Origin of the sequence: Streptomyces sp. NPDC006691 (genome assembly GCF_042869955.1) — a bacterium.
Classification (GTDB): domain Bacteria; phylum Actinomycetota; class Actinomycetes; order Streptomycetales; family Streptomycetaceae; genus Streptomyces.
The window spans coordinates 117,943-134,452 of record NZ_JBIAGW010000012.1 but is presented as its reverse complement, the minus strand read 5'-3'; the positions used below and the strand labels follow the sequence as shown (position 1 = coordinate 134,452).

Annotated in this window: 19 protein-coding genes and 1 pseudogene; 12 read left to right on the top strand and 8 right to left on the bottom strand. The window is 70.0% G+C overall.

What is annotated here, in order from left to right; genetic code table 11:
• Positions 1-36 precede the first annotated feature (36 nt).
• The gene (locus tag ACFYNP_RS25095; protein WP_388408865.1) at positions 37-285 is read right to left on the bottom strand and encodes a DUF5133 domain-containing protein; all 249 of its coding nucleotides are present in this window, start codon (positions 283-285) and stop codon (positions 37-39) included.
• A 161-nt stretch (positions 286-446) separates the two neighbouring features.
• Here ACFYNP_RS25095 and ACFYNP_RS25090 point away from each other — a divergent pair, with 161 nt between their 5' ends.
• On the top strand, positions 447-569 hold the full coding sequence (locus ACFYNP_RS25090; RefSeq protein ID WP_388408864.1) for a hypothetical protein: 123 nt from the start codon (positions 447-449) through the stop codon (positions 567-569).
• Between the two features lie 65 nt (positions 570-634).
• On the opposite strand, the gene ACFYNP_RS25085 is transcribed toward ACFYNP_RS25090, so the two are convergent.
• Positions 635-2,179: an AMP-binding protein gene (locus ACFYNP_RS25085; RefSeq protein WP_388788337.1), complete on the bottom strand. Its 1,545-nt coding sequence runs from the start codon at positions 2,177-2,179 to the stop codon at positions 635-637.
• Positions 2,180-2,413: 234 nt separating this feature from the next.
• Here ACFYNP_RS25085 and ACFYNP_RS25080 point away from each other — a divergent pair, with 234 nt between their 5' ends.
• The 6 genes from ACFYNP_RS25080 to ACFYNP_RS25055 all read left to right on the top strand — a co-directional run bounded on the left by ACFYNP_RS25080 (position 2,414) and on the right by ACFYNP_RS25055 (position 7,017).
• Complete coding sequence (locus ACFYNP_RS25080) at positions 2,414-3,118, top strand: VanZ family protein (protein ID WP_388408859.1); 705 nt, start codon at positions 2,414-2,416, stop codon at positions 3,116-3,118.
• A 68-nt stretch (positions 3,119-3,186) separates the two neighbouring features.
• On the top strand, positions 3,187-3,978 hold the full coding sequence (locus tag ACFYNP_RS25075) for a response regulator transcription factor (protein WP_388408856.1): 792 nt from the start codon (positions 3,187-3,189) through the stop codon (positions 3,976-3,978).
• A complete protein-coding gene (locus tag ACFYNP_RS25070) occupies positions 3,971-5,050 on the top strand; it encodes a sensor histidine kinase (RefSeq protein WP_388788335.1) in 1,080 nt (359 codons plus the stop codon). The genes ACFYNP_RS25075 and ACFYNP_RS25070 overlap by 8 nt, the downstream gene beginning before the upstream one ends.
• Positions 5,051-5,352: 302 nt before the next feature.
• The gene (locus ACFYNP_RS25065) at positions 5,353-5,514 is read left to right on the top strand and encodes a hypothetical protein (protein ID WP_037650588.1); all 162 of its coding nucleotides are present in this window, start codon (positions 5,353-5,355) and stop codon (positions 5,512-5,514) included.
• A 455-nt stretch (positions 5,515-5,969) separates the two neighbouring features.
• A complete protein-coding gene (locus ACFYNP_RS25060) occupies positions 5,970-6,422 on the top strand; it encodes a PRC-barrel domain-containing protein (RefSeq protein ID WP_388788333.1) in 453 nt (150 codons plus the stop codon).
• Between the two features lie 121 nt (positions 6,423-6,543).
• The gene (locus ACFYNP_RS25055; RefSeq protein ID WP_388788330.1) at positions 6,544-7,017 is read left to right on the top strand and encodes a DUF5709 domain-containing protein; all 474 of its coding nucleotides are present in this window, start codon (positions 6,544-6,546) and stop codon (positions 7,015-7,017) included.
• A gap of 37 nt (positions 7,018-7,054) precedes the next feature.
• Here the strand turns inward: ACFYNP_RS25055 and ACFYNP_RS25050 are convergent, their stop codons facing one another.
• Positions 7,055-7,666, bottom strand: coding sequence for an endonuclease (locus ACFYNP_RS25050; RefSeq protein WP_388788327.1), 612 nt, complete (start codon positions 7,664-7,666; stop codon positions 7,055-7,057).
• 457 nt (positions 7,667-8,123) lie between these two features.
• Positions 8,124-8,516, bottom strand: coding sequence for a nuclear transport factor 2 family protein (locus ACFYNP_RS25045; RefSeq protein WP_388788324.1), 393 nt, complete (start codon positions 8,514-8,516; stop codon positions 8,124-8,126).
• A 290-nt stretch (positions 8,517-8,806) separates the two neighbouring features.
• Between ACFYNP_RS25045 and ACFYNP_RS25040 the strand changes: the two genes are divergently transcribed.
• On the top strand, positions 8,807-9,322 hold the full coding sequence (locus ACFYNP_RS25040) for a DUF1992 domain-containing protein (protein WP_388788322.1): 516 nt from the start codon (positions 8,807-8,809) through the stop codon (positions 9,320-9,322).
• A gap of 199 nt (positions 9,323-9,521) precedes the next feature.
• Here ACFYNP_RS25040 and ACFYNP_RS25035 read toward each other — a convergent pair whose 3' ends face one another.
• Complete coding sequence (locus ACFYNP_RS25035; protein WP_388788319.1) at positions 9,522-10,397, bottom strand: alpha/beta fold hydrolase; 876 nt, start codon at positions 10,395-10,397, stop codon at positions 9,522-9,524.
• Between the two features lie 117 nt (positions 10,398-10,514).
• On the opposite strand from ACFYNP_RS25035, the gene ACFYNP_RS25030 reads away from it, so the two are divergent.
• A complete protein-coding gene (locus ACFYNP_RS25030; RefSeq protein ID WP_388788317.1) occupies positions 10,515-11,021 on the top strand; it encodes a CGNR zinc finger domain-containing protein in 507 nt (168 codons plus the stop codon).
• A 318-nt stretch (positions 11,022-11,339) separates the two neighbouring features.
• On the opposite strand, the pseudogene ACFYNP_RS25025 reads toward ACFYNP_RS25030, so the two are convergent.
• The 3 genes and pseudogenes from ACFYNP_RS25025 to ACFYNP_RS25015 form a co-directional block, all read right to left on the bottom strand.
• Positions 11,340-11,630: pseudogene (locus tag ACFYNP_RS25025) on the bottom strand (hypothetical protein); the annotation flags it as partial.
• 181 nt (positions 11,631-11,811) lie between these two features.
• Positions 11,812-12,591, bottom strand: a complete 780-nt coding sequence (locus ACFYNP_RS25020) for a lytic transglycosylase domain-containing protein (protein WP_388408830.1) — start codon at positions 12,589-12,591, stop codon at positions 11,812-11,814.
• 244 nt (positions 12,592-12,835) lie between these two features.
• Positions 12,836-13,396 carry a cysteine hydrolase family protein gene (locus ACFYNP_RS25015; RefSeq protein ID WP_388788314.1) on the bottom strand — a complete coding sequence of 187 codons (561 nt, stop codon included), beginning with the start codon at positions 13,394-13,396 and terminating at the stop codon, positions 12,836-12,838.
• Positions 13,397-13,655: 259 nt separating this feature from the next.
• On the opposite strand from ACFYNP_RS25015, the gene leuE reads away from it, so the two are divergent.
• From leuE to ACFYNP_RS25000, 3 genes are all read left to right on the top strand, one after another.
• Positions 13,656-14,309 (top strand): leucine efflux protein LeuE, encoded by a 654-nt coding sequence (gene leuE, locus ACFYNP_RS25010; protein WP_388408826.1) that lies wholly within the window; start codon positions 13,656-13,658, stop codon positions 14,307-14,309.
• A gap of 292 nt (positions 14,310-14,601) precedes the next feature.
• Entirely contained in the window at positions 14,602-15,768 is a 1,167-nt protein-coding gene (locus ACFYNP_RS25005) for a ThiF family adenylyltransferase (RefSeq protein ID WP_388788311.1), read from the top strand.
• Complete coding sequence (locus ACFYNP_RS25000) at positions 15,765-16,508, top strand: GNAT family N-acetyltransferase (RefSeq protein ID WP_388788308.1); 744 nt, start codon at positions 15,765-15,767, stop codon at positions 16,506-16,508. The genes ACFYNP_RS25005 and ACFYNP_RS25000 overlap by 4 nt, the downstream gene beginning before the upstream one ends.
• Positions 16,509-16,510 lie beyond the last annotated feature (2 nt).

Sequence of the window (16,510 nt, the reverse complement as noted above, 5' to 3'; positions counted from 1 at the left end):
GGGCGCCGCGCCGGGTCGGACGGCCGATCGTTCGGGCTAGGCGGCCAGATCCGTCTCGTCCTGGTCGGCGGCGACGGGAGGGCTGTCATGCGCCGTAGTGAGAAGGGTGTCCGCCACCACGATGGCGTCCTCCACACAGGCCGTCGAGGTCAGCACGCACAGGGTGTAGGCGACGTCCTCCAGTTCCCTGGCCGCGCTCGGGCCGCCGTGGCAGGAGTGGGCGATACGTGCCTCCGCATAGCGAGCAAGGAGGATGCGCAGGGTCTTCGGGTGAGGTTCGAGCATCGCAGCAGGGCCTCTCGTCTTGGCTTGTGACCATCGCGTTCCCCCGCGTCCCGCCCGCATGCGCACACATTCCGGTCAGAGTTGCAGAAACTCCTTTGCGGGACGGACGGGGAAGGGACGTGGGGCCGGGGCTGCGGGTGGTTGGCGCGTGGCGTCGGCTCGTGGCGGCGGGGGAGTTCCACCGGGACAAGCACCTCGGCGACCCGGCCTACCGGGAACAGCTGGGCGCCTACTACGGGTCCGGTTCACCCCTCGGCGGCCCCTTCGGCGGCCGCGCGATCTGACGCCGCCCCGCCCCTTCGTTCGCCGCCCCCGGCTCTCCGGCCGGGGGCGGCGCGCGTAGCGCTCGTCAGGCCGAAGTGCGCGCCTGCTCGGCCAGCCTGCGGAGCTGCTTCTTGTCGGGCTTCCCGGCATCCGTCAGCGGCAGCGCGTCGACGAAGGTGATGTCCGCCGGTTCGTACATCGCGCCGCGCTCCTCGCGCACCAGATCGCGCAGTCGCCGTGCGTCGATGCCGCTGCCCGGCACAGGAACCACGGTGGCGTGCACCCGCTCCATGCGGTCGGCGTCGCGGACCCCGAAGACGGCGCTCTGCCGCACGTGCGGGTGGGAGTTGAGCAGGTCCTCCAGCTCGGTGGTGTACACGTGGCCGCCGACCACCACGATCATGTCCTTGATCCGGTCGACGACGGTCAAGTAGCCCTCACCGTCGAGGAATCCGATGTCACCGGTGTGCAGCCACCCGTCCCGCAGCACCTCGGCGGTCAGCTCCGGCTGCTTCCAGTACTCCTTCATGAGCATGGCGGATCGTACGCAGATCTCGCCGTGCTCACCCGTCGGGAGGTCGCGGCCGGACTCGTCACGGATGGCCACCTCGACCTGGGGCAGCACCTTGCCCGCCGAACGCAGCCGGTCCGGACGCCGCGGGTCGTGGTCCTCCGGCATCAGGAGACTGATGCCGCCGGCCTCGTTCTGGCCGTAGAACTGGACCAGGACGGGACCGAAGCGCCGTATGGCGTCGGCTATGCGCGTGGGGGAGGACTGGCAGCCCCCGTACGAGATGCTGCGCAGCGAGGAGGTGTCGCGCTTGGCCGAGTCGGGGTGGTCCATCAGCTGGTACAGGAGCGGCGGCAGCAGGAAGAGGTGACTGATGCGGTGGTGCTCGATGGCGTCGAGCACGGCACCGGGTTCGAATTCCTCAAGGAGCACGACGCTGCCGCCGCCCCGGAGCACGGAGTCGGTGATCATTCCGGCGGCGTGCGCGAGAGTGGTGCACACCAGGAGCCGGGGCGCCTCCTCCTCGGAATCGACGATCGACCCGCGGAAGGCCTGCACCTGTTCGTGGGTGGTGCAGATGCCCTTGGGGTGGCCGGTGGTGCCGCCGGTGTGCCGAATGGTGCACACGTCATCCGGCCGGGCGTCGCCCGCCAACGGCTCGGCGGACTGTTCCCTCGCCAACTCCAGCAGATCCGTGCCCACTTCAGCGGGCCCCAGCACGAGGACGTCCGGCACGGGGGCCGCTCCGGTGATCTCGACGGCCCGCTCCAGGTAACGGGGATCGACGATCAGGGCACGCGTTTCGACATCGCGGACGATGGCGGCCTGGGACTCCGCCGAGAGCTTGTTGTAGAGGTGGTTGACCCGGCAGCCGAGCAGGTGTGCCGCGTAGCGCACGGCGATCGTCTCCGGCAGGTTGCCGCACAGCAGAGTGACGGTCTGCCCGCGGCCGATCCCGTGGACACGCAGCGCCCGGGCCAGGCGGTACACAAGGGCGCGGAACTCGCCTGCGCTGACCCGCCGTTCGTGGTGTACGAGCATCTCGCGTTCCGGGTCCCCTTGCAGCGAGTCCAGATTCTCCGCCACGTAAGTACGGAAGGTGTGGGGGGCTGTTGACATGGTGGGCTGTTTCCTCCTGTGAGCCGTACGGCGGTTGGGGGCCGCACGACGGTCACGCATTCGCGATGTCGCCTTGCTATATGGTTGCTACAGGCAACCAAAGCTAGCGTAACGTCTGTAGATCAACATCTCCAACTGGGGCCGCGTGGCCGGATTTGAGGGGTGCCAGACCTGTCGCCCGTGTATCGAAATTCGTATACGCCCCGGCAACGGCTCTGCTGTTCCGATGACGGCATGAACCGCAACGCGCCCCGTTCGGCACTGTCACCCCGCACGCTCAAAATCCTGCTCGTCGGCCTGGCCGTCCTCGGTGTGGTGGGCCTCGCTCGCTTCCTGTGGCGGCCGCTCATGATGTCCGCTCCCGCCTGTATGGCCGGACGCCGGCACGGCTGCTTCGACACGTTCAACGGTGTCGTGCTCATGGCGTTGGTCGCGCTGCCACTGGCGGCTCTGGCGGTGTGGGCGCTGGCGAGCCGTAGGCGTGCGGCCGGTGTCGCATCGCCGTGGCAGAAGTCGCTGGCCGAGGTGGGCATGGTGCACGGGACGGTGCCGTTCCTTTGGCTGACCCTGATGCCGGGAGCCGAGGCCGGCCTGGTTCCCGGCCGCTTGAGCTGGATACCGCTGCGGGACCTGGTCACCATGGGGCCGCTCGGGATCATCGGCAATCTGTTGGTCTTCGCGGCGCTGGGCTTCTTCGGTCCGATGCGGTTCGCGGCGCTGGCGTCCGTGCCACGGGTCCTGGCCCTCGGGGCGGCCTGCTCGACCCTTGTCGAGACGGCGCAGTACGTCTTCCGGCTCGACCGGGTTTCGTCCGTGGACGACGTACTGGTCAACGCGGCCGGTGCCGCGCTGGCCGCGCTGGCGTCCCGCCGCTGGTGGCGCGGTGCCGAGGAAGCACCGTCCGACCCGGGCCGTCGCACCCTTGCACCGACGGGGTGAGCCGCGTGCCCGAGGCGTGCGGGCCGCCGCATACGTCGGCGATATGTCGCACTGCTTAGGCTTCGCCCATGCGCGTACTGATCGTGGAGGACGAGCCCCACCTGGCGGAAGCCGTCCGTGACGGTCTACGGCTCGAAGCCATAGCGGCCGACATCGCCGGTGACGGCCACACCGCCCTGGAACTGCTCGGCATCAACTCCTACGACCTCGCGGTCCTCGACCGCGACATTCCCGGTCCCTCGGGCGACGAGATCGCCCGCCGCATCGTCGCCTCCGGCAGCGGCATCCCGATCCTCATGCTCACGGCCGCCGACCGGATCGACGACAAGGCCTCCGGGTTCGGGCTCGGCGTCGACGACTACCTCACCAAGCCCTTCGAGATGCGGGAGCTCGTCCTGCGGCTGAGGGCGCTCGACCGCAGACGCGCGTACGCCCGGCCCCCGGTCCGGGAGATCGCCGGGCTGCGGGTCGATCCCTTCCGCAGGGAGGTCTTCCGCGACGGACGCCATGTCGCGCTCACCCGAAAGCAGTTCGCCGTACTCGAAGTCCTGGTCGCCGCCGAGGGCGGAGTCGTCAGCGCCGAGGAGCTCCTCGAACGGGCCTGGGACGAAAATGCCGACCCCCTCACCAACGCGGTGCGCATCACCGTCTCCGCCCTCCGCAAACGGCTCGGCGCACCGTGGATCATCGCCACTGTGCCGGGTGTCGGCTACCGCATCGACAGTCCTACGGAGACCAAGGGCGGTGACGGGCACACCGTCGAAGGCGGCACGGGCACCGACGCCCGCACCAGCGCCCCCGGTACGGGCACCTTCACGGCCGACGGGGACGCCGGCGAAGGCGGCCGTGCGCGTGCCTAGGCGCCCGGGGCTCAGTGCCCGGCTGAAGCTCACCCTGAGCTATGCCGGGTTCCTCCTCATCGCCGGAGCGCTGCTCCTCGGCGTGGTGTGGGTGTTCCTGCTGCGGTACGTCCCCGACAACTCGCGCGGCCTCCTCGGGATCGCGCCCAACCGTTATCTCCTGGTGCGGATGTTCGCTCCCGCCGCGGCCGTGGCCATGGCCTGTCTGCTCGTCTTCGGGCTGCTGGGAGGCTGGATGCTCGCCGGCCGGATGCTCGCGCCGCTCACCCGCATCAGGGATGCGGCACGGTTGGCCGAAACAGGGTCCCTGTCCCACCGGATCCGCATGAAGGGGCGCCAGGACGAATTCCGTGAGCTCTCCGACGCCTTCGACGCCATGCTGGAACAGGTCGAGTCCCACGTGGCCGAACAGCAGCGCTTCGCCGCCAACGCCTCGCACGAACTGCGCACCCCGCTCGCGATCTCACGGGCACTCCTCGATGTCGCACGCGACGACCCCACCCGGGACCGGGGCGAGATCATTGAGCGGCTGCACACCGCCAACACCCGGGCGATCGATCTCACCGAAGCCCTGCTCCTGCTCGGCCGAGGCGATCGCGGAGACTTCACCCGCGAGATCGTGGACCTGTCCCTCGTCGCCGAAGAGGCCGCCGAAACGCTGCTTCCCCTCGCGGAGCGGCGCCGGATCACCCTCGACGTCACCGGTGTTGCGGCCCGGACCAGTGGCTCCGCCGAACTCCTGCTCCGGATGGCGGCCAACCTCGTCCAGAACGCCATCGTCCACAATCATCCCGCCGACGGAAGCGTGACGGTCCACACCGGGGCGTACGGCGACGGAAGCGTGCTGCGGGTCGAGAACACGGGGTGCCCCCTCCCGCCGGAACTCCTGCCGACCCTCACCGAACCCTTCCGGCGCGGAGCGGAACGGATACGCACCGGTGAGCACGCGGGCGTCGGTCTCGGCCTGGCCATCGTGCACAGCATCGTCCGCGCCCACGACGGAACCCTCGAACTCGTCCCGCGCCCGGCCGGCGGCCTCGTCGCCACGGTCCGTCTGCCCCGTACGCGGTAGACACGGCCCCGGGCGGCGCGGTCGTTCCCCTCCTCACATCCGCTCGGCTCCGCTCGGCTCTGCTCGGTGCGACGAATGCTCTGCCCGGCTTCGGGCGTCTTCTGCCGGCGCCGGGCACGGTGTATTCGATCTCCGGTCGGTCAAATTCGCCGAAGTCTCATCAACCTGTCATCGGGTGCACCCGTCACACCTGCCGGATTCTTCCTCTTATGGCACGCGACCTGCGGTGATAAAAGAAAAATCAAATGTGTGTGCATGGCCGGGCCGATGAAGGGCACTCGGAGTTCTGGAGGTTGATAATCATGGTTCCCCTGCTTCTCGTTCTTCTGCTCGCGCTGATTCTTTTCGGTGCCGGCTTCGCGCTCAAGATCCTCTGGTGGGTCGCGATCGTGGTGCTCGTGCTCTGGCTCATCGGCTTCGTCGCCCGCCCGAAGGGTGGTAGCGGCCGCTGGTATCGCTGGTAGGGCAACTACCGCATGACCGTGGGGCCCGTGCCATGTCGGCACGGGCCCCACGGTCATGCCCGCACCCCATCACGGTCGGTCTGCGTACCCGCACGTGCGAATCCCGCTTTTCCGGGTAGGCGTCCGTGTGCCGGGGTGGTTGTCGGCGCCGCAGTCGGGAACCGGTTGCCTCCACAGGCACGGCAGCCGCTCCGGTCCTTCGTCCGGCGTGCGTCCCTTCTCATCGCCGTGTTCTCGGCGTGCGGTTCCCGGCGTTCGTGGCGCCCGGTTCTCCATCGGATTTCGGCGCGAGAACCTTTTCTGAAGCTCCGCCGCTCCGGAGATCACGGCGCCCGTTCGGTCAAGTTGCCCGTGCGGTCCGGTCGGGGCGGTGTTGGAATGAACGTCCCGGCCCCGCGGGCATCAGCGCGGCTTCGGCCAAGGGGCACCACGAGCGAGGAGCGAGCCGTATGGGCATGGGCCACAGCTTTCACCGCCCCGAGGAACTGACGGGCCTGGTGGCCTACGACCCGGAGGGCGAAAGGATCGGCGGCGTCGAGCAGGTCTACGTCGACGACTGCGCGGGGCGCCCCGAGTGGGTCACGGTGAAGACCGGCCTGTTCGGCACCAAGGAGTCCCTCGCGCCGCTCGCCGGAGCTCGCCGCGAGGGCAACGCCCTGCACATCGCGCACGCGAAGACCACGGTGAAGGATGCGCCCCGGCACGACGTACACCAGCACTTGACGGCCGATGAGGAACGCGAGCTGTACCGCCACTACGGCGTGGACGGTCACGGAACGAACGCCCCCACTCCCGGCGCGGAGTCCCTTTCCGCCGGCCCGCCCGGGGCATCACGGACGGGGACGCCGGCCGGGGGAGTGGCCCGCGAGCCGGTGCGGGCACGGTTGCGAAAGGTGGGCCGGGTGTGAAGTGGACAGAGGTGGACAGTCGATGCGAACGGGCCCCGCGTACCGAGGCGGGGCCGTGGGCCGTTCGCGGGCCGTGGCAGCGGAGCGGCGCGGATGTGCGGATGAAGAAGGAGCGTGTCTGATGGCAGCCAACGACGACCGTGGGGACGACGTCTACCAGCCGGACGGCGGGGACGAAGTCGTGGAGGACACCGGCATCCTGGATCCCGAGGACACATTGAACGACCGGGGAGCCGATCCGTACGACGAGGGCTGGTCCCCGCCCGAGCGGCCGCTGGCCGTGAACCATGCCGGCACCACCGCACAGGAGCAGCACGAGGGCGAGAGCCTCGATCAGCGGCTCGCCGAGGAAGTGCCGGACCCCGAACTCGACTTGGGGGACGACGAGGAGGACCTGGAACTCGCCGACGCCGAGGTGGGCGATCAACGGGCGGGACGGCTCGTCGCCCCCGACGAGGGAGCCCACGAGGACGCCGAGAAAGACATGCTCGCCTCGGACATGGGCATCGACGGAGCGGGCGCTTCGGCCGAGGAGGCCGCGGTGCACCTGATCGACGATGCCGAGGGCACATGGCCCGAGGACGAGCGCTCCTGAGGCTCGCTCCTGAGGCTCGGGGCACAGGGGTGGCTCCTCAGCGCTTGAGGTCGGAGCGGACCAGTGCCGAGGCGAGCCGTGGCAGCTCGTCCGGCGGAACGAGCTGGGCCAGCCCCTTGGCGGTGGACGGCAGGCCCAGCTCGGAAGCGGCTTCCAGGGCCCGGTCGTCGAAGAACGGACGGAGTTCGGGCCACAGCCCCTGGGCCTCATGGCAGAAGATGCCCGCCCCGACCGGGCCGATCCGAGGCACCTCTTGGAGGAGTTCGCGGATCCGTTCCGGGCTGCCGTCCGCCTCTTTCCGCAGCCGTCGCAGGTCGCCGTGCCAGCGTCGGAGGATCAGTTCGGCTCCTTGGACCAGGGCGGTGGCGGTGCTCTCGTCGTAGCGACGGTAATGGGCCCGGCCGAGGGCGTCCACGATCGTCTGCCAGTCCACGGCAGCCATGGCCCGGGCGGTGCGCAGGCGCGCCCGGAACAGTTCGCTTGCGGCCGCGGCGGCGATGTCGGCCTTGATCCGCGTCGAGCACAGCACGGCCAGCACAAGGAGCTGGTAGAGCGGCGACGGCTTGTCGCGCAAGGTGATCCCGGCTTCGTCGGCGTAGCCGCGGCCGTGTTCGCGCAGCAGCTCGGCCAGGGTGGCCTCGATGTTCATGTGCGCCTCGCTCCTCAGGTGGGCTGGTGGGCTGGTGGGGTGGTGGGCTGGCGGGCAACGGGGGCCGGTGGGCCGCCTGCCGTAAGTACGTAGGCCATCCCTTGCCCGGCACGCGTCACGCCACGCTGTAGGTCACACCAAGCTCTGCCTCACGCCACGCCCTCCCTCACGCCACGCTCTGCCGAACCATCGGCCGGCCGCACGGCCCCGCCCGGGATCCGCCGCGCACCGCACCGACGGAGTCATGCTCGCCGCTGCCCTGTCCGCGTGGGACGTCGAGCCAGTCACAGACGCGAGCGGGGGCGGTGCTGTGGGGTGTCCAGCCGATGGACGTACATCCCATGGCTCATGCCCCCCGCGAGGGCGCATCCTCGGACATCAGCTGGTTCAACAGGCTTATGTGTGTGCGGGGTTGTGATGCCTGGCGGGGTGGCGGGTGGTCGTGGATGGTACGTGCTCAGCGGGCGCTGCCGAGGTCGCGGTCGGCCTCGCTGCCCTGGAGCATGAGGGTGGTTTCCTCGATGCGGCGGAAGCGGCCGTCGGAGGTGAGGTCGGCGAAGACATAGATCTCCATGGCGACGGTGGTGCCGTCGGTCTTGGTGATGTGGCAGGTGTGGCGGTCGGCGTACTTGGCGCCGTCGTACAGCTCCTCGTGCACGTCGACGTGGCCGTGGGCGACGATGCCGCGCAGGTGCTCGATGTGGTCGAGGAACGCGGCGCGGTCGGCCCACTCGCCGTCCGTGCGCTGGCGGTAGTCGGGGGCGAAGTGCTGGTCGGCGGCCTCGGCCAGCGTAATGTCGCGGTTGAAGAGCAGGTCGTTGAGGGCGGCCTCGATGCCGGTGCGGGTCATGGGAGTTCCTTCCGGGGAAAGGGCGAGAGCGAGTAATGCGTGCGTTGCGCACGCTTCGCCCCAACCGTAGCACCGAATGCGTGCGGCGCGCACGCGTTGAGGTCAACGTCTTCAGCCGCTGGGTGATTTGGGCGCCCGTAGTCGACGTCGGCCGACCCGCAGTCGCGGGCGTGGCGGGCGTCTGGGTTCGGCCCTGCGCTCCGCGTGCGACCCATCGCCCGACGACGGGCCTGCCCCGTGAATATGGCTCATGCGAATATGAGTTCATGACTCAACGAAAGCCTGCGGGGATGAGCTTTGAGTCCTGGGTCGATCGGCAGATCCGGGAGGCGGAGGAGCGGGGCGAATTCACGCGTCTCGCCGGCATCGGAGAGCCACTGCCCGATGAACGGGCGCCGTACGACGAGATGTGGTGGATGAAGCGGAAGATGACCCAAGAGGGTCTCTCTGTCGTCGCCTCGGGCTCGCTCGGCCTGCGAAAAGAGGCTGAGGACGCACTGGTGGAGGCGGCCGCCGCGCCCTCCGAGCGCAGGGTGCGGGCCATCCTGGAACCGGTCAACGAGAAGATCGCGGCCAATCTGCGGATGCCACCGCCGGGGCCGCCGTTGGGCCGCGGAGAGATCGACGTCGAGGCGTTCCTGCGGGAGTGGCGTGAGGCCCGCGGCCAGGAGGGCCAGGGTGCGCGCTCTGTCGGAGGCGAGCCGGGCGGGGCGCCGGTCCGGAGGGGATCCTGGATGCGGCGCCTGCGCAAGGGCTCTCACGAGTCCGCGGCGGCTTCCGGCGCCGACGGGTCAGCGAAGCCCTGACTCTTCCGGTGCCCGCGTTGGCAACTGGCGTGCCAACAGGGTCGCGGGGCGGGGGAGTTGGAGCTCGGGTGCCGATGGTCGACGGGCCGGTGCGGTGGCCGAACACGACAGAGGGTGAGGGCCCCGCGCTTGAAGCGGGGCCGTCGTTTGCCTCTCCGTGCGCCCCCTCATGTGCTCTCTTCGAGAGCCTTCGTGGGCGTCACGCGGGCCCTTCGCCTGCGGTCAGGAAGCCGCGCATGTACCCGGCCACGGTGTCGAGATGGCTTTCGAGCAGGAAGTGCCCGCCGCCGGGAACGAGGTGAACTTCCGCGTCCGGCAAGTCCCTTGAGAAGGCGCGGGCGCCGTCGGGGCCGAAGATCTCGTCGCCCGCTCCCCAGACCGCGAGGAGCGGCACCTGGCGTTCGCGGAAGTAGGCGTGCAGCCGCGGATAGAGGGGCGGATTGCTGGCGTAGTCGAGGAACAGGGCGAGTTGTACGAGGTCGTTGCCCGGTCGGCTGACCTCGCGGTGGTCGGTGGTCCACGTGTCGGGGTCGACCAGCTCGGGCCGGGCCACTCCGTTCAGGTACTGCCAGCGAATGGCGTCGAGCGAGAGCGCACCGCGCACGGCGGGTTCGGTCTCGGGGCCGGGATTCGCCCAGTACTCCCGCACGGGCTTCCAGAAATCCGCTATGAAGCCCTCCTCGTACGCGTTGCCGTTCTGGGTGACCACCGCGGTGACCGCCTCCGGATTGCGCAGCGCGAGCCGCCACCCGATGGGCGCCCCGTAGTCCTGGACGTAGATGGCGTAGCGGGTGACGTCGAGCTGGGCCAGCAGGGCCTCGGTGACGTCGGTGAGCGCGTCGAAGGTGTAGGTGAACGCGTCGACGGACGGGGCGTCGGAGTTGCCGAACCCGAGATGGTCCGGCGCGATGACGTGGAACCGGTCGGCCAGCGCGGGAATGAGATGGCGGAACATGCGCGAGCTGGTGGGGAACCCGTGCAGGAGCACGAGGGTGGGTGCCTCGCGGGGGCCCGCCTCGCGGTAGAAGACGCGGTGTGACCCCACGGTCGCGTACTGGTGCCGGATCTCAACCATGGCTAACCCCTTCACATACCTATGACGGTTACTTCGCATGTCCAGTAGACGCCTGGAGGAGTAACCTGTCAATCGACTTGATGGAGTTAGCTGGAATCAGCGGGAAAGGTGGCGGCCGTGCTGGACGAGCAAGCCCTCATGGAGGCGCTGAACAGCACTCCTGTCGTGGACGGCCAACCTCTTGACCTGTGGCACGCGGACCACGAGGTGGACAGCTGGGCGCGGAAGCACGGTGGCGGGGGCGGCGACGAGGAGCGCCGATGGCTGCGCACCGCACGGGACGCGCTCCAGGCGGTGGAGTCCGGCGAGGCGGCGGAGTCCCGGCTGCGGCGGGTCCTGGCGGGCGTTCGCCGGACCCCCGAGCCCAGCGCGGCGGGCGTCGCCTGGCATCTGGAGGTGGCACCGGAGCGGCGGCTCGCGGTGGAACTCGTCCTGGCGTGGGCGGACGTGAAGGAGCGTATGCCCGGTCGTCTGCGGCCCTGCGAGAATCCCGAATGCCGCCTCTTCCTCCTGGACCGCAGTCGAGCGAACACGGCACGGTGGTGCTCCATGAAGACGTGCGGAAACCGGCTCAAGGCCCGCCGCCACCAGGCCCGCGCACGCGAAACCCCGGGCTTGGACTAGAGCGCAGGACCCGCCCCGCGAGGGGGCACGCCCGGCCGAAGGGTGCTCTCCTGCTGCCGGTCGGCAGCTCTCGGCTCGGAGGTGGACGGCTTCGGGGTGTGCCCCGGGGTGGGGGCCGCCAGGTCGCGCAGGAGCGGGGCATCGTGGCTGGGGCTGCCGGGCTGCCGGGCTGCCGGGCTGCCGGGCTCGGCGGTGCAGACGCCGATGCGCCGGCCGGGGGCGCCTTCGATGTGGAGGGACTGGACGGTGAGGGTGACCGGTTCCGAGCTGAGGGTGGCGGAAGCTCCTCTGAGCGGGCTTGCGTCGGCTGACCTCGTGGCGGTCCCACCGTCCGGCGAACTCGGGGCTCTTGAGGAGGAGTTCGCCGATGAGGTCAATGAGGTCGGGAGCGTCGGGGGCGGTACCGGCAGTGGCGGGCAGCCCGGCCAAGCAGGACGTGATCTGCCGGTCCCAGTCCGTGAAGAGGTCACGGGCAGCGGGATGCTGGAACGGGTGGCGGGCGAGGTTGCGGTGCGCGGCCGGCCGGGGGTGCGGCGCGTGCCGGTGCCGAGGGTCAGGCCGACCTGGCCGGGCTCTCCGGGTGCGGCGGGCAAGCGGATAGCGGCCCAGCTCGGCGCCCTCGCTGTCCGCGCCCTCGGATGCCGTGCCTTCCCGTCACACACCGTCCGCACCGTGCCACGGCCGCGTCCGCACCGTGCCACGGCCGCGTCTGCACCGTGCCACGGCCGCGAGAGGGGCCCTAGCACCGGCCCCGAAGAGCCCGCCCTGTCGGACCGGCTCGACAGTCGGCTCAGTACGAGTTGTGGGACTGCCAGAACGACCAGGCTCCGCACGGGCTGCCGTAACGCTGGTTCATGTAGTTGAGGCCCCACTTGATCTGGGTCGCCGGATTGCTCTGCCAGTCGGAACCCACGCTGCTCATCTTGGAGCCGGGCAGCGCCTGTACCAGACCGTAGGCACTGCCGTTGGTGGCGCGGTAGTTCCAGCTCGACTCGTTGTTCACGATGTTGCTGAAGCACTGGAACTGGTCGGCCGGGACGATCTGCCGGGCGATCGCCTGGACATCGGATATCGAGTAGGAACTCTGGACCTGGAAGGTGGTCCGGTCCGACGAGCGGCTGGCGGCCTCGGTCTTGAGATCGCGGGCCTTGGCCTCCTTGTCGGCCTTCTCCTTGGCCGCGTCCGCCTTGCTCTTGTCGGCCGCGTCCTTCTTGGCCTTGGCGTCCTGCGCGGCGCGCATGCGCGCGGCCTCCTCGGCGGACTTCTTCGCCGCAGCGTTCGCCTGCGCGGACTGGGCGTCCGCCTGCTGGGTCAGGGACGCCGTCTGCACCTGAGCCTGCTGCCCGGCCGGGAGGTCGGCCAGCAGCGTCGAATCGGCCGCGGACGCCTGGAGACCGTCACTCGCGGCGGAGGGGCTGCCCGCGCCGGCGCCGACCACGGCGCCGATGGTGGTGACAGCCGTGGCGGACGCCACCGCGAACCCCCGGACTCGGCTCGTGCGCGGGGACTGAACGCGCGAGTGGCCGGGGCCGGTGCGCTCGGCGGAACGGGCTTGCTCGTTGGCGGGCATCGGGTCCTCTTGCGAACTGTGGGCACGCGGTGCCGGACGGACGAAGCACCGGCCAGGTGCGGGCGGCCGGGAGGCTCCAGGGAGGAGTGCGCAATCGTTCCAGGGCACGCCAACGCTTCGCTAACGCCTTCGTGGCTGGAACGTTGGCCCGAGCCTACCTCGCACGCCCGATCAAGTCGGCCCGAGGGCAGCACAGTTGGACGTGCTGCCCTGCTAGAGGAAGCTGCTCCCCCTGTCCCAGCCCTCAGCGGGCGTCGCCGAGCACGATGTCCTTGGTCTCGGCCACCGCGGCCCGCCGCCCCGGGGCCCTCTGGAAGGACCAGTACAGATTCGTGTGTGCGATGACCTGGGCCGGAACCGGAGCACCCCATGCCGTCCTGTCGCCCGCCGTGTGCGCGTCCCCGACCAGGGTCACGTCGTACCCCCTGGTGAAAGCGCCGTGGAGCGTCGAGCGGATGCACGCGTCGGTCTCCGCGCCGGCGATGACGAGCCGCCCCACGCCGAGCCCGGACAGGACCTTCTCCAGCGTGGTGTCCTCGAAGGCGTCGCCGTACGTCTTCTCGACGAGGGGCTCACCGTCTCCCGGAGCGAGCTCCGGCACGATCCGCCAGTCCTCACTGCCGTGGGTGAGTTCGTCGTCGGAGTGCTGGACCCAGACGACCGGCACGCCCTCCGCCCGGGCCCGCTCGACCAGGCCGGCGATGTTCGCGACCACCGTGTCACGGCCGTGGGCCCCGGCTACGACGCCGTTCTGCACGTCGACGACGAGGACGGCGGTGTTGGGCCGGTTCTCCAGTGCGGTCATTCCTGCTTCCCCCTGCTCGTGGCGGGCGCCTGCGCACCCGCCGTGTCCTTCTTGACTGCGTACCTCATCGCGTACGTCATCGTGTACTTCGCTACGTGGCACGGTAGTCGCACCGACTGACATCGGGGCGGCGGGGCGGGACGGCCGGCGGCCGTGTTTCCGGCTCGTGGAGTGGTGCCGGGCGTGGGGTCCGGCGGAGCCGGCACCGTGGCGGGGGAGTGGCGGACGGGGTGTCGGAGGCGCATGCGACACTCGCTCCATGCTGGGTGTGACCGATCTTCCGACCTATCTCGCCGGCCTGGTACTGATCATCCTTCTGCCGGGCCCCAATTCGCTGTACGTGCTGTCCGTCGCTGCCCGCCGAGGGGTGCGCACCGGGTACGCGGCCGCCGCCGGGATCTTCACCGGGGACACGGTCCTCATGACGTTGTCCGCGCTCGGCGCGGCCTCGCTGTTGCAGACGACACCGCTGCTGTTCGCCGTGGTCAAGTACGCGGGCGCGGGCTATCTGGCCTGGATGGCGTTCGGCATGCTTCGCCAGGCGGTCGGCATGTGGCGGTCCCGGCACGAGCAGGCGCGGGAGCAGAGTGCCGCGGCCACGGAGTCGGCGGGGGAGCGCCCCTATCGGCGCGCGCTGATGCTGAGCCTGTTCAACCCGAAGGCGATCTTGTTCATGCTCTCGTTCTTCGTGCAGTTCGTACAGCCCGGCTACGCCTACCCCGCCCTGTCCTTCCTGCTGCTCGGCACGCTGCTCCAGCTCGGCAGCTTCCTGTACCTGTCGACGCTGATATTCAGCGGCACCCGCCTCGCCGCCGCCTTCCGCCGCCGCAAGCGGCTCTCAGCGGGCGCGGCATCGGCGGCCGGCGCGCTCTTCCTGGGCTTCGCAGTGAAGCTGTCCCTCAGCGGCGTCTGAGAGTGCGCGGCGATTGATGGTGCGCGGCGTCTGATGGTGCGCGGCGACTGGTTGCGTGCGGCACCGCGCCGCGTGTACGGCGGGGTCCCCTGTGCGGGGCCGCGGCATCCTGGCGCAGCGCTGGGCGGCCGAGCCTGTCGGCATCGCTCCAGCCATGGCCCGTGCTGCAGTTGGGGGCGCACAAGGCGCGCAAGGCGCACGATCGGCGCACTCAGGTAGAAGATCAATTCGACCGCGCCCCTGCGGGTGAAGGGCCCCTCGGCAAGATCGTCGCGTTGTTAGCGTCCTGGCTGTGACTGATCTGATGGCGTCCGGCCCCGAGCCGGACTCTCTCGTGCTGCCTTCGCACCGCGAGATGAGCGAATCGTTTCACCCCGTACTGCTGGACCCGGCCCGTCCCGTGGATGCCGCGGCTCTGGCCGCGCTGCGGGAGTCGGACCGGCTGCGGGAGGTCCATGACCGGATCGAGAGCCAGGTGGCGGAGCTGCTGTGCTGCCTGGCTCCGCACGAGGCCTTCGACCAGCGGGCTCTGGACCGCGCGGTCGACGAGATGCTGGACGGACGTCCGGAGGTGTACGGCAGATGGGTCTGGTACCCGTGGTCGGGGCGGCTCGTCCATGTGCTGCCCGAGGCGGAGTTCCGTCTTGTCCGCACGGACCGCAATCGCGACAAGATCACCCGCGAGCAGCAGGAGGGCCTGTTGCGGCGCCGCGTGGGTGTCATCGGGCTCTCCGTCGGCAGCAGCGCCGCGCTGACCTGCGCCATGGAGGGCGTCGGAGGCGCCTTCCGCCTGGCGGACTTCGACCGGATCAGCCTGTCGAACCTGAACCGGCTGCGGGCCGGAGTGCATGAACTGGGCTTGGAGAAAAGCGTGCTGTGCGCCCGGCGCATGTACGAACTCGACCCCTACCTGGACATCGAGATCCACCGCGGCGGGGTCACCGAGGACACCATCGACGCCTTCTTCGGCGAGGAGGACGACGGTCTGGACATCCTGGTCGAGGAGTGCGACACCCCCTGGGTGAAGGTCGCGGCGCGCGAACAGGCCCGGCGGCGCCGCGTTCCCGTCCTCATGGACACCAACGACCGCGGCCTGCTCGACATCGAACGCTTCGACCTCGAACCCGACCGGCCGCTCTTCCACGGCCGCGTCGGCGATGTGACTTCCGCCGGCCTCCGTGACCTGGCTCCGGAGGCCGCCGTTCGTCTGCTGCTCGACATCGTCGACGGACAGCGACTGAGCGCCGCCATGATCGAGGCGCTCACCCGTATCGGTCAAACCCTCACCAGCTGGCCCCAGTTGGCCAGCGGAGTCGTGCTGGGCGCCGCACTCGTCACCGAGACGGCCCGCCGGATCCTGCTCGGCGAACCGCTGCCATCGGGCCGCCACTACGTCGACCTCGACGCACTGATCCCGACCCCGGCGACCGTGCCCGCACCCCACGGAGCCTCCCGGTGAACCGGGTCCCCGACCTCCGAGGCGACCACCTGCGGCTGCGGGAACTGCATGCCGACGACCACGAGGCCTTCGCCCGTATCCTCACGCACCGCGTGTTCACCCGGTACCTCGGCATCGACCGCATGGACGCGCGTCAGGCCCACGACACCTTCGCCCAGAGCCTCGCCCAGCCCCACACCCACCCGCGACGCAAGTACACCCTCGCGGTCTGCGCCCTGGACGACGACAGCCTCGTGGGCACGATGGGGCTGCTCATGGAGGACTACGGCAGCAACGCGATGCTCACCAGCCTGGTCCTGCTGCCGGGCAGCCCGGTCCAGGGCCACGGTCATGAGGCCGGGCGGCTGTTGATGGCGTACGCCTTCGGACAGCTGGGCCTGCACCGCATCTGGGCCGGTCACCGCAGCGACCACTCCCGCATGCCGCAGGTGATGCACGCGGCCGGCCTACGCCCCGAGGCCACACTCCGTCAGCTCTTCAGGACCAGCGGCTGCTGGCACGACGTCACCACGTACGCCGCCGTGGCCCCCGAGTGGAAGACCCAGGCCAGCGCCAACGAACTCGCCATCTTCGACGGGGCGGCCCGTTGCGAGGAGGGGAGTCTCGAAGAGGGGCGTGTCGAAAGGGGGCTTGACGAGGAAGGCCGTACCGAGGCGGGTCGTGTCGAAGAGATGCGCGTCACCGCTTCCACGCCCGTCCCGGACCAGTCCGTGAGCACCCCTCCCGTGAGCGTCGGATAGGT